At 35.6% G+C, this 12,136-nt stretch carries 17 protein-coding genes; 15 read left to right on the forward strand and 2 right to left on the reverse strand.

The features are described 5' to 3' along the window. Positions 1–3: 3 nt before the first annotated feature. Both BN1208_RS05535 and BN1208_RS05540 read left to right on the forward strand, forming a co-directional pair. Positions 4–711 carry a lysophospholipid acyltransferase family protein gene (locus tag BN1208_RS05535; protein ID WP_046488645.1) on the forward strand — a complete coding sequence of 236 codons (708 nt, stop codon included), beginning with the start codon at positions 4–6 and terminating at the stop codon, positions 709–711. Then, a complete protein-coding gene (locus BN1208_RS05540) occupies positions 704–1,426 on the forward strand; it encodes a M48 family metallopeptidase (RefSeq protein WP_046488646.1) in 723 nt (240 codons plus the stop codon). Before BN1208_RS05535 ends, BN1208_RS05540 begins: the two co-directional genes overlap by 8 nt. Here the strand turns inward: BN1208_RS05540 and BN1208_RS05545 are convergent. Continuing rightward, the gene (locus BN1208_RS05545; RefSeq protein ID WP_046488648.1) at positions 1,423–1,998 is read right to left on the reverse strand and encodes an SCO family protein; all 576 of its coding nucleotides are present in this window, start codon (positions 1,996–1,998) and stop codon (positions 1,423–1,425) included. The two genes, BN1208_RS05540 and BN1208_RS05545, sit on opposite strands and share 4 nt — an antisense overlap. 99 nt (positions 1,999–2,097) lie before the next feature. On the opposite strand from BN1208_RS05545, the gene BN1208_RS05550 reads away from it, so the two are divergent. Both BN1208_RS05550 and BN1208_RS07215 read left to right on the forward strand, forming a co-directional pair. After that, entirely contained in the window at positions 2,098–3,030 is a 933-nt protein-coding gene (locus BN1208_RS05550; protein ID WP_173424747.1) for a branched-chain amino acid transaminase, read from the forward strand. Between the two features lie 3 nt (positions 3,031–3,033). After that, positions 3,034–3,195: a zinc-finger domain-containing protein gene (locus tag BN1208_RS07215; RefSeq protein WP_082092854.1), complete on the forward strand. Its 162-nt coding sequence runs from the start codon at positions 3,034–3,036 to the stop codon at positions 3,193–3,195. A 1-nt stretch (position 3,196) separates the two neighbouring features. Here the strand turns inward: BN1208_RS07215 and murI are convergent, their stop codons facing one another. Beyond that, positions 3,197–4,006, reverse strand: coding sequence for a glutamate racemase (murI, locus tag BN1208_RS05555; RefSeq protein WP_046488649.1), 810 nt, complete (start codon positions 4,004–4,006; stop codon positions 3,197–3,199). A gap of 78 nt (positions 4,007–4,084) precedes the next feature. Here murI and BN1208_RS05560 point away from each other — a divergent pair, with 78 nt between their 5' ends. From BN1208_RS05560 to BN1208_RS05610, 11 genes are all read left to right on the forward strand, one after another. Further along, positions 4,085–4,633 carry a cob(I)yrinic acid a,c-diamide adenosyltransferase gene (locus tag BN1208_RS05560; RefSeq protein WP_046488651.1) on the forward strand — a complete coding sequence of 183 codons (549 nt, stop codon included), beginning with the start codon at positions 4,085–4,087 and terminating at the stop codon, positions 4,631–4,633. Between the two features lie 15 nt (positions 4,634–4,648). Next, a complete protein-coding gene (pcnB, locus tag BN1208_RS05565; protein WP_052734654.1) occupies positions 4,649–5,911 on the forward strand; it encodes a polynucleotide adenylyltransferase PcnB in 1,263 nt (420 codons plus the stop codon). Positions 5,912–5,917: 6 nt separating this feature from the next. Further along, positions 5,918–6,403: a 2-amino-4-hydroxy-6-hydroxymethyldihydropteridine diphosphokinase gene (gene folK, locus BN1208_RS05570; RefSeq protein ID WP_046488653.1), complete on the forward strand. Its 486-nt coding sequence runs from the start codon at positions 5,918–5,920 to the stop codon at positions 6,401–6,403. Then, positions 6,400–7,047: a deoxynucleoside kinase gene (locus tag BN1208_RS05575; RefSeq protein WP_046488655.1), complete on the forward strand. Its 648-nt coding sequence runs from the start codon at positions 6,400–6,402 to the stop codon at positions 7,045–7,047. The genes folK and BN1208_RS05575 overlap by 4 nt, the downstream gene beginning before the upstream one ends. Then, positions 7,044–7,799, forward strand: a complete 756-nt coding sequence (panB, locus tag BN1208_RS05580; RefSeq protein WP_046488656.1) for a 3-methyl-2-oxobutanoate hydroxymethyltransferase — start codon at positions 7,044–7,046, stop codon at positions 7,797–7,799. Before BN1208_RS05575 ends, panB begins: the two co-directional genes overlap by 4 nt. Before the next feature lie 2 nt (positions 7,800–7,801). Next, positions 7,802–8,638: a pantoate--beta-alanine ligase gene (gene panC / locus BN1208_RS05585; RefSeq protein ID WP_046488658.1), complete on the forward strand. Its 837-nt coding sequence runs from the start codon at positions 7,802–7,804 to the stop codon at positions 8,636–8,638. A 48-nt stretch (positions 8,639–8,686) separates the two neighbouring features. Continuing rightward, positions 8,687–9,067, forward strand: coding sequence for an aspartate 1-decarboxylase (gene panD / locus BN1208_RS05590; protein ID WP_046488659.1), 381 nt, complete (start codon positions 8,687–8,689; stop codon positions 9,065–9,067). A 6-nt stretch (positions 9,068–9,073) separates the two neighbouring features. Beyond that, complete coding sequence (rsfS, locus tag BN1208_RS05595; RefSeq protein ID WP_046488661.1) at positions 9,074–9,436, forward strand: ribosome silencing factor; 363 nt, start codon at positions 9,074–9,076, stop codon at positions 9,434–9,436. Beyond that, on the forward strand, positions 9,433–9,894 hold the full coding sequence (gene rlmH, locus BN1208_RS05600; protein ID WP_046488663.1) for a 23S rRNA (pseudouridine(1915)-N(3))-methyltransferase RlmH: 462 nt from the start codon (positions 9,433–9,435) through the stop codon (positions 9,892–9,894). The genes rsfS and rlmH overlap by 4 nt, the downstream gene beginning before the upstream one ends. Beyond that, positions 9,887–11,293 (forward strand): cryptochrome/photolyase family protein, encoded by a 1,407-nt coding sequence (locus BN1208_RS05605; protein ID WP_046488664.1) that lies wholly within the window; start codon positions 9,887–9,889, stop codon positions 11,291–11,293. The genes rlmH and BN1208_RS05605 overlap by 8 nt, the downstream gene beginning before the upstream one ends. A 111-nt stretch (positions 11,294–11,404) precedes the next feature. Then, positions 11,405–12,127: an MlaA family lipoprotein gene (locus tag BN1208_RS05610; protein ID WP_046489375.1), complete on the forward strand. Its 723-nt coding sequence runs from the start codon at positions 11,405–11,407 to the stop codon at positions 12,125–12,127. The last annotated feature ends 9 nt before the right edge of the window (positions 12,128–12,136 follow it).

Here is a 12,136-nt window from a genome sequence, read left to right on the forward strand (position 1 = left end):
ATAATGCTTTATTTAAGATCCATTATTTTTTTAATTGGTATGTGGATTTTTACTATTCCATTTACCTTGGTATCCCTTCTTACATTTACGTTTCCAGCCATTACAAGATATAAATTTATTTCAATTTGGGCAAAAACAATGCTATATTGGCTTCGAATTTCCTGTAATCTAAATTTTGTTGTCAAAGGGGAGCAAAACATAGGTTCAACTGCATCGATTGTACTTTCCAAACATCAATCAGCATGGGAAACACTTGCTTTTCAAAAAATATTTCCTCCGCAAGTTTGGGTACTTAAAAAAGAATTATTATGGGTTCCGTTTTTCGGATGGGGCCTAGCCATGACATCTCCAATCGCCATTAATCGTAAAGCAGGACGAAAATCTCTAGAACAAATTCTTACTCAAGGTCTTGATCGACTCAAAAAAGGTTTTTGGATTGTCATGTTTCCTGAAGGCACGCGAACTCATCCAGGACAAAAAGGTAAATATCATATTGGCGGTGCTTGGGTTGCTTCAAAAACAAATACGCAGGTCATTCCTGTTGCTCATAATGCAGGCTTATTTTGGCCAAAAAATTCAATTCTTAAAAAACCAGGAACCATTCAAGTAAGTATCGGCGAAGCTATAGATGTAAAAAATAAAAACCCTGATGAAATTATTAGGCTTACCGAAAATTGGATTGAAAAAGAGGTTTTACATTTAAATGATTAATTTAAAACCTACCAATCTTGAGTTATTTTTACCTAGCGGTAAAAAAATTAAATACCTTCTAAAAAGAAGAAATCGAAGAACCATTGGTTTGAAAGTAGATCACGACGGCCTTGTTATTCATGCGCCTATTCTTATTCCCAGGTCTCGTATTGAAGAACTTATTGCGCCAAAACTTGATTGGATTCAAGAGAAGCTCTCCCTTCAATTAAACAAGAAAAAGAAAATCAATTGGAAAACAGGTGAATTAATTCACATTTTGGGCAATAAAGTTATCCTTAGTCTCAAGGCGAGCAAAACAAACTCAGTTCTGCAAGATAAAGACATACTCCATGTCGATACGAATCGTGTGAATGATCAAATCCATTCGGCTAAGCTCGTATCAAAATGGTTAAAAGAAAAAGCATTGAAAGACTTTGTTCGAAGAGTAGAAGTATTTAGCGTTAAACTTAATGTTCATCCTTCTAACGTTTACCTTTCAAATGCAAAATCTCGATGGGGAAGCTGTAACTCTAAAAAAGAAATTAGACTTAATTGGAGGTTAATCCAAGCACCTCCGCATATTATTAATTATGTGATTTGTCATGAATTAGCTCACCTCAAGGAAATGAATCATTCAAATCGTTTTTGGGAAGAAGTAGAAAAAGTCCTTCCTGAATATCGCTCATCAGAAAAAGAACTCAAAACGCTCTCAAGCGATTTGTATCTTATTGGTTAAATAAGCTTTGCGAGGTCGCTCGCCAAGTCTTCAGGTTTTTGTCCGTGACTTGTATGAAGCTTAATGCTTCCCTTCTTATCAAGCACATATAAACCTGCGCTGTGATCAATCGTATAGCCAGATTTACTTCCATCATTCACTTTTTGATAAAAAATCTTAAATTGACTTATGACTTTATTAATGTCGCTCTCTGATCCAGTAAGCCCGAGAAAAGAACTATTAAATGTAGGAATAAATTTCTTCAAAACATCCTCGGTATCTCGAGCTGGGTCTAAAGTGATAAAGATAACTTGTACGTCTGAAGCCTTATCTTTGAGAAGGGTCATTGTTTTTTTAAGATCGGTCAAAGTTGTAGGGCAAATATCAGGGCAGTGCGTAAATCCAAAAAAAATCACCACTACTTTGCCCTTGAAATCTTCTAATGTTCTTATCTGCCCATTAAAGTCTTTTAACCTAAAAGTCGTGTCAATAGGAACTGAGCTTATATCTGTGCCTACAAAAGTCTGATCATGAGAGTTTTGACAAGAAATAAGACAAATGAGGGTTAAAAATAAAAGTACAATTTTTTTCATAATATATTTCTCAATAAAAGCGATTCATTTTATCATGTTAATAAATGGTAATAAATCTAGAAGAAACATAACAAAGCTTCACCAATTTTAAGGAAAACTATGGCAATCCCAACATCAATGGAAGACCGTGACGGACACATTTGGTTCGATAACAAAATGACGCCTTGGCGCGATGCCAAAACTCACGTGCTCACTCACACGCTTCACTATGGTTTGGGTGTCTTTGAGGGAGTAAGAGCCTATAAAACCAATGAAGGTACTGCCATTTTTAGGCTTAAGGAACATACAGATCGATTCTTTAATTCTGCGCATATTCTTGGAATGAAAATGCCTTATGACAAAAATGTCATTATGGATGCTCACAAAAAAGCCGTTAAAGAAAATAAATTGGAATCTGCTTATATTCGACCTATGGCGTTTTATGGGGCTGAAGCCATGGGAATTTCTGCAAAAGCTTTATCAACGCATGTCATTGTTGCAGCATGGCAATGGGGTGCTTATATGGGCAAAGAAGCACTTGAAAATGGTATTCGTGTAAAAACGTCCTCTTTTTCAAGGCATCATGTCAACGTCACCATGTGTAAAGCTAAAGCAAATGGTAACTATATGAATTCAATTCTAGCTCATCAAGAAGCAATTCAAGATGGCTATGAGGAAGCATTATTGCTTGATGTAAATGGTTTAGTAACTGAGGGTTCAGGTGAGAATATATTTATCATCAAACATAACAAACTGTTTACGCCCGATCTGACTAGCGCACTAGAAGGTATTACCCGCGATACGATCATTCAAATTGCAAATGATTTAAAAATACCAGTGATTGAAAAAAGAATCACACGAGATGAAGTCTATACTGCCGATGAAGCTTTCTTTACAGGCACAGCTGCTGAAGTAACGCCCATTAGAGAACTGGATAGAAGAATGATTGGCAAAGGTGGTCGCGGAGAAATAACCAAAGAATTACAAAGTATTTATTTTGATGCTGTTACAGGAAAATCAAAAAAATATGCAGAGTGGCTCACTCACGTTTAAACCATGAATAATCAAGTGATAAGTGTAGATAAAAAAAGTCTCCCATTGTTTTGTCCTACGGAAAAAGAAAATCTATTTTCATCTCACCCAAGAGTGTTTTTAGATATTACGCAAACGGGCATGGTGTCATGTCCTTATTGCGGCACAACTTATAAACTAAAATAAATTAATCCCAAAGGCCTCTGTAATTATAGCTTTCCGGGTTTTCTCCCCAAAGATCGGCCATAACCTTATCTGCATTTTTATCCAAACTATTTGTCCAGAAATTAGTTGTCCCTGAAGCTATATTTTGGTTTAGTAAATCTTTTTCTACTAAGACATGTTTTAAATAATTTGCTACTGCATTACCTGTATCTACAATCTTAATATGGTCTGGTATTAATGTTTGAATTGCGGGTTTCAAAAAAGAATAATGTGTACACCCCAAAACTAGGGTGTCAATTTTTTCTTTTAAAAGAGGATCAATGTATTTTTTTAAAAGCGCAATAAGCGCTGGACTAACGAGATCACCATGCTCAACAAGCTCAACTAATCCAAAACATGGCTGTGTAATAAAATGAATATCATTACTATGATGCTCGAGAAGTGCTGAAAATTTTGCACTTAACAAAGTGCCTGATGTTGCCAATATGCCAACTATTTTATTTTTAGACATTAATGAGGCGGGCTTAACTGCTGGCTCCATACCTATTATTGGATAACTAAAGCGATCTCTAAGTATCTGAATTGATGCAGCTGTGGAGGTATTACAGGCTATTACAACAGACTTAACATTTTTTTTATTTAAAAAATCAAAAGCAGTTAAGACGCGATGAGTAATTTCTTCGCTTGATTTTTCACCATAAGGCGCAAATTTAGAATCTGCAACATAAATGAGATTCTCATGAAATAAATGCTCTCTTATACACTTAAGTACTGAAATACCGCCTACTCCGGAATCAATCACACCAATAGGATTATTTTGAAATGGAGACATGAGATTAATCTAAAGTTTTGTTCAAATCTAAATATAGATGATAGTAAGCTTAATGTACAATGATTGAAAAGGAAAATCATGGCTAACCGTTTAACAAAAATATTCACGAGGGGTGGGGACAAAGGATCCACAGGCCTTGGCGATGGATCAAGAACTAATAAATTTAGCGATCGAATCGTAGCGCTCGGTGCGATAGATGAGCTTAATTCAATGATTGGGCTTATGCTTACAGAAAGTCTGCCACCCAAAATCATTAAAATGTTAACTGTTATACAGCATCACTTATTCAATCTAGGTGGCGAGATATCAATGCCAGGATATAAAATCATCCAAAAAAATGATGTCCTTGAATTAGAAGAAATCATAACCTCTTATAATAAGGACTTACCTCCCCTGAAAGAATTTATCCTGCCAGGAGGCTCTAAAGCTGCAGCATTTTGTCATATGGCGAGAACGATTTGCAGAAGAACCGAACAGGCTATATTTAAACTCAACTCAAAAGATGCGATTAACGCATACTCCCTGCAGTATATTAATAGGCTCTCAGATCTTTTATTTGTTCTTGCTAGAGTTATCAATAAACATAAAAAAGTTAAAGATGTTTTCTGGAAAAAAGATATTAGTTAATACAGATCTTCATTGATGTCAGCGACCCCTCCCATACTAAAAGCCTTTTTTAAAAAATTTAAAAAAACTAAAAAATCTAATTTTGAAATTGATTTCGAAAAAATTGATATCAGTCTTATCAGCGTTCATGCAATAAAAACTATAGAAGTTCTAGAAGACAATGGCTTTGAGGCCTATCTTGTGGGTGGGGCAGTAAGAGATCTTTTATTTGGGATTAAGCCGAAAGACTTTGACGTAGTTACAAACGCTACTCCTGATCAAATCCATCATTTATTTAGGCGCTCTAGAATGATTGGGCGACGTTTCAAATTAGTCCATGTGATATACGGACGAGAGGTCATCGAAGTCTCCACATACCGCTCTCAACAAAAAGAAATTCCTCAGTCTGATGGTTCCGTGATTAAAGATGATAACCATTACGGCACAATAGAAGAGGACGCAATGCGCCGTGACTTCACTATTAATGCAATGTTTTACAGCCCAACGAATCATAAGCTTGTTGATTTTCATGAGGGGTTAGAAGACCTTAAACATGGGATTATTCGTATGATTGGTGATCCAGAAAAGCGCTATCAAGAAGACCCTATTCGTATATTGAGAGCTTTCCGTGTGTGTGCAAAACTTAATATGACTCTGCATACCCCCTCAAGAAGCCCTATAAAAAAAATTATCCCTCTACTTCATGACATTCCCCATTCAAGACTGTTTGATGAAGTTATTAAATTTTTCTTAACAGGGCATGCATTAAGTAGCTATAAAGTCATGCAAGATGAAAGTATCTTCGCGCAGTTTTTCTTATCACCAGAATTTAAGTCAGAAGAAATTGATCTTTTTATTTCGAATGGTCTTAAAAATACTGACTTAAGAATTAACCAAGACAAGTCATGTAACCCGAGCTTCTTATTTTCATTTTTGTTATGGCATCAAGTTTATGTATTGTGGGACCAATACAAAGCTGAGATTAAACATTCTATAGCGGGTCTTAACCAAGCGATTGATGAAGTGATCGAAAAACAAATTAAACTTTTCCCTATTCATAAACGCTTCACAATTACTATGAAAGAAATATGGCGATTGCAACCGCGATTCGAAAATCAATCTCCAAAAAAAATATACAGGTTATTACTCCATCCAAGATTTAGAGCTGCATATGACTTTATGCTATTGCGATGTCAATCTAACCAGCTCGACCAGAGTATTGGTATATGGTGGACAAATTTTATTGATGCTGATAACCATGAAAAATCGTTAATGGTCAAACAACTTACCCGTAAATAGTCAAAGATGGGCATCTTAGCTTACATTGCAGTAGGAAGTAATCTTGCAAATCCACTAAATCAAGTGACTACCGCATTTAATGAAATTGGAAATATGCCTAAAAGTAAGCTAATAAAAAAATCGAGTTGCTATTCCAGCTCGCCTTTAGGTTATAAAGACCAGCCTGACTTTGTCAACGCTGTGGTTTCGATTGAAACCGAACTTAGCCCTCATGAGCTCTTATTGGAGCTGCAAATGATAGAAAGCTCACATAAAAGAGAGCGTTCATTCCCTAATGCACCTAGAACCCTTGATTTAGATATTCTTCTTTATGGGGACTTAAGAATAGATGAACCTAAACTCACCATACCGCATCCTAGAATGCATGAGCGCACTTTTGTTATTTTTCCTCTTCAAGAAATTAATGAAAATATTTCTGTCCCCCCTTTCGGAGATATCGCTAAAATAGCCAAAGGATTAGATCCAGAAAATACCAAACGCATAACTTTATGAATATTTTTGATAGATTTCCTTACATTGTAGTTGAAGGGCCCATTGGCTCAGGAAAGTCCACGCTAGCAAAAATTTTAGCTGATCGATTTGGGGTAAATTTTATAAGCGAAAAAGCCGAAAAAAATCCTTTTCTGCCAAAATTTTATGAGGACATGAAGCGCTACGCCTTATCGACTCAGTTATTTTTTCTTTTTCAAAGAGCAGACCAGATTCAAAAAATTTCACAGATAGATATGTTTAAAGAATCAACGATTGCTGACTTTTTTCTTGAAAAAGATCCTATCTTTGCAAAAAATAATTTAGATGAGGAGGAGTTTAATCTCTACCATCAAATCTTTTCTCACTTACAATTAAAAGCACCAAAACCAGATCTCATTATTTATATTCAGACATCTATAGAAACTTTAGAAAAAAGAATTAAAGATAGAAGCATTGATTTTGAAACGGATATTTCAACTGAATATTTAGAAGCAATTTCTGAATCATATAGCCAATTTTTTCACAGTTATGATCGCTCGCCTGTTTTAATTCTTAATAACGAAAATTTAAATATCCTCAAAGATAAAAATGCCATTGATCTCTTAATTAGTCGAATTATGAATATCAAAAGTAATCGCGAGTTTTTTAATCCCCAACTGCTATGAATTTAACTTCTCTTAAATCTATGAAAAAAAGTGGTAAGAAAATTACCATTCTCACTTGCTACGACGCATCATTTGCAAGACTCTTAGAGTCAATTGAAGTTGATGCTATTTTAGTGGGCGATTCTCTGGGTATGTTTATTAAGGGTGAAGCTAATACACACGATGTTTCTCTAAACGATATGATTTATCACACTAAATCCGTGTCGCGCGGCGCTCAATCTTCATTTATTATCAGCGATCTACCTATTCACACTTATGAGACGAATGACCTTGCATATAAAAATGCACTAGCACTTATTGAGGCGGGGGCACATATGGTCAAGCTCGAAGGTGGTGCATCACTAACTTCTATCGTTACGCACTTGAAAACAAAAGATATTAAAGTATGTGGGCATATAGGGTATATGCCACAAAGTATAAAAAATATGAATAGCAATGAAATTCAACACGCTCTACAAAAAACGCTGGGCACTATTATTGAGGATGCAAAGGCGCTTGAAAAATCTGGGGCTGATATGCTAGTGCTCTCATCTGTCCCTGAGGATATAGCTAAGCATATTACGCAAGAAATATCTATTCCAACTATTGGATTTCATTCAGGTGGAACATGCGACGGTGAGGTTTTTATTTTGTATGACTTATTAATGAATTCAAATACATCTCAAGATCTTTATTTGGATAATACTGCGTCATCAAATAAAAATACCGACATAAAAAATCTTCTTTTAGAATTTATAAAAAATCGTTCTTAAGTATGCATGTCATTCATATTCAAAACGAATTAATTAAAACTTTAAAGACATTACCCCATATTGCTTTTGTCCCTACTATGGGGAATCTTCATGAAGGGCATATTAAACTTATTCAGGAAGCCTTAAAAAAAACAAAACATATTGTAGTGAGCATTTTTATCAATCCACTCCAATTTAACTCAAAAGAAGATTTTAAAAACTATCCGCGGACATTAGAAAAAGACTTATCTATACTTAAAGGATTGAACGTACCTTACGTATTTGTTCCATCCGAAGAAGATATTCTTGATCAACTAGAAAAAACCGAAATTCATCTACCTCCCATTGCAAATGATTTGTGTGGGAAATTTAGGCCAGGCCATTTTAATGGTGTCGCCACTATTGTATGTAAATTATTTACCCTCATTCAGCCCGATATAGCCTTTTTTGGAAAAAAGGATTTTCAACAGCTCTTTTTAATTAAAGCATTAGTCAAACAACTCAATTATCCTATTGAGATTGTGGGAATCGATACAGTTCGAGACCATGACGGCTTAGCAAAAAGCTCAAGAAACAATTTACTCTCCGAAGAGAATAGAAAAAAAGCACCTCAATTATTACAACAATTGAATGCTATGAAGGAAAAGGTTATACAAAAAACTTCGTCACTTGAGGAAATTGAAGCGCAATCAGTGAGCGCCTTAAATACATCGGGATGGATGGTCGATTATCTATCAATTCGCTCAGCTCAATCACTTGAAAATGCCCTTCATGATGAAAATCAGATAGTTATTTTAGGAGCCGCTACCCTAGGTTCTGTTCGCCTCATTGATAATATTGAATTTTGCATCCAGGATTGAACTGGCTATAATAGGACATCCTTTAAACCTAGTTTTATAGTCAAAAATATGCAAAGAATGATGCTCAAATCTAAACTTCATCGCGTTCAAGTTACGCATTCCGAGCTTGAATATGAAGGCTCATGTGCGATTGACGAAACATTGCTTGAGGCAGCTCACATTAGAGAATATGAGCAAATTGCTATCTACAACATTACAAACGGCGAACGTTTTACTACCTACGCTATTAGGGCACAAAGAAATTCTGGGGTTATTTCGATTAATGGAGCAGCCGCTCACAAAGCTAACCCTGGTGATTTTATTATTATTGCAACCTATGCAAATTATTCTGAGCTAGAACTAGAAAAATACAAACCAGCACTTATTTACGTTAATGAAAAAAACCAAATTATTGCAAAAAAAGATTTTATTCAGATACAGGCTGCTTAGTCGTCAATGACCTTGAATGATATTAAAAAAGCAGTAGTTGAGGCACTTGAAGACATCAAGGCTTTTGATATTGAGGTGATTGATGTAAGAAAAATTACAACGGTTACAAGCTATATGGTGATTGCAAGCGCTAACTCATCGAGACAAACAAAAGCACTCGCTCACAATGTTTGTGAAAAAATGAAATCCCTAAATGTTCACGTTAATGGAGTTGAAGGAGAAAAAGAAGGTGAGTGGGTTCTTGTAGACGTCGATGATGTGATTGTTCATATTATGCTCCCTACCACTCGTGCCTATTATAACCTTGAGGAATTATGGATAGAGCCGGCAAAAAAACAAACTCCAAAAAAAATTAATTCGCTTCGTTGAAAATTAAAATCATCTCAATTGGTAATAAAATGCCAGGCTGGATTAAAGAAGCTTTTGATGGTTATATTTCAAAGCTCAATCATGATTTTTCTCCTCAACTTGTAGAAATAAAACCTGAAAAAAAATTTGATTCGATAGAGCAGAAAAAAATAAGTGAATCTGAAAAAATTTTATCTCATCTTGATAAAGAGTTTTTAATTGTGCTTGATGAAAAGGGAGGCCAGTTCACATCTCAAGAGTTGGCTCTAAAATTAAATCATTGGTCAGAACATTTCAAAGATATTGCTTTTGTGATTGGTGGTGCAGATGGCATTCATGAAAACATTCTTCGCAAGGCCAATCTCACATGGAGCCTCTCTAAATCGACATTTCCCCATGCAATTGTGAGAGTGCTAGTAGCGGAACAGTTATATCGAGCTCACTCGATTTTAGAAAATCATCCTTATCATCGTGAATAAAAAATATAACAACTCACTTGTTTGGTTTAGAAGAGACTTACGTGATTACGATCATGCAGCTCTTTCCCATGCGCTTCAAGAATCTAAGCAAGTTTTTTGTATTTTTATTTTTGACAAAGAAATTTTAGATGTCTTAAAAAATAAAGAAGATAGGCGAGTCGAATTTATTTGGGAAAGTATTAAAGAGCTTAAAGAAAGTCTCATCAAAAAAAAATCTGATTTAATTGTAATACATAGCTTGGCTTCGGAGGCTATTACCCGTGTCATTGATACATTTAAGATCGATGCAATCTATATCAACAGAGATTATGAACCGCACGCGATTAAACGAGATGAAGAAATAAGAAATATTGCGATTAAAAAAAATGTCGATTTTTATGATTTTAAAGATCAGGTAGTTTTTGAAAAAGATGAGATTCTTACAGCGCTAGAAAAACCCTATACTGTTTTTACCCCTTACAAAAATAATTACTTAAAAAAACTTAGCCAAACTTTTCTACCTCGCTTCGATATTGAGCCTTTTATCGAAAATCTTGCTCAATTTAAATCCGATCCGTTACTGAGTCTTGAAGATATGGGATTTAAAAAAACCAACCTTCATCAAATTAAAATTCATACAGGCATGACTGGAGGAAAATTACTCGTTGAAGATTTTAAGGAAAGAATAGCGCTTTACAAAAAAACGCGCGATTTTCCAGCGATTAAAGGTGTTTCTTACCTATCTGTTCATTTGCGATTTGGTACGCTTTCTATAAGGCAACTTTTTCGTTTAACGCAAGAGTCTTTCAGTGAAGGCGCTGAAACGTGGCTTAATGAATTGATTTGGCGGGAATTTTATTTTCAAATTTTATTCCATCGTCCCGACGTGGCACTGGGCAGAGCTTTCAAAAAAGACTATGAATCGATCGCTTTTGAAAACAACCCTGATTACTTTAAAGCATGGACAGATGGCCAAACTGGGTTCCCTATTGTGGATGCTGCAATGAGGCAACTCAATCAAACAGGCTTTATGCATAATCGACTTAGAATGATTGCCGCCTCTTTTTTAGTCAAAGATCTACTTGTCGATTGGCGCTGGGGCGAAGCGTATTTTGCAGAAAAACTTATTGATTTTGACTTAAGTGCTAATAATGGTGGCTGGCAATGGGCTGCTTCTACCGGTTGTGACGCTCAGCCATGGTTTAGGATTTTTAACCCAATTACGCAATCTTTAAGATTCGACCCCCAAGGTAAATTTATTAAAAAATATGTCCCTGAGCTAGATAAGTTTAGTGAGGGTGAGATTCACTCACCATGGCTCAGTCAAAACACCAATAAAATCGACTACCCAAAGCCTATCGTTGACCATGCTGCACAGAGGATTAAAGCTCTAGCCCTCTATAAGTCTGTTAAAAACTAGGATGTTGTTTTGAAGCAACACCAGAGGCCTCTAGGCTTTAATTTCCAATAAGTTATAGACAAAAAAACAACATTAATAGATAATTTTGCTAATCTAATGAATCTTTTTGACATGACAAAACACATAAGTAAATTCCTCGTAGCAATCTTAGTCACTTTCGTCATGTTTGGTTGTGCTTCACAACAAAACAAAGATCCTCTCGAAGGTCTTAATCGTTCAGTGTACAAATTTAATGAAGTCGTCGATAAAGTAGCATTAAAACCAGTGGCTCAGGGATACCAAGCGATTACACCAACCCCTGTTCAAACGGGTGTGAATAACTTCTTTAAAAATATTCGTGACGTAGTCACACTTGTAAACGAATTATTCCAATTTAAATTTAAGCAAGCTGCTAATACAACAGGTCGAATTGCTGTTAATACGACTGTGGGTGTGCTTGGTCTATTTGATGTGCATTCAAAAGCAGGTGGCGCTCGTACAATAGAAGATTTTGGTCAAACGCTTGGTTACTATGGTTTAGATAGTGGCGCGTATTTAGTTCTTCCTATTCTTGGCCCATCAAGCACTAGAGATGGTATTGGTTTTGCGACTGACGCATTCTTCTTCAATCCAATTGGTTATATCGAGGACGACACAACTCGATGGGTGACTATTGCTGCTGCTGTCATTGACAAACGTGCAGAGCTTATGGCTGATTTCGATATTCGAGACAAATCTTTCGATCCCTATGCTTACATGCGAGATAGTTATTTGCAAAACAGAGAAAATTTAGTTAAAGACGGTGTTGAAGATCCGAAAGGCGTTAGTCCTTATAACGTTCCTTTTGGTAATTAATTAGATTTT

It is taken from the genome of Candidatus Methylopumilus planktonicus, assembly GCF_000981505.1.
Lineage (GTDB): Bacteria > Pseudomonadota > Gammaproteobacteria > Burkholderiales > Methylophilaceae > Methylopumilus > Methylopumilus planktonicus.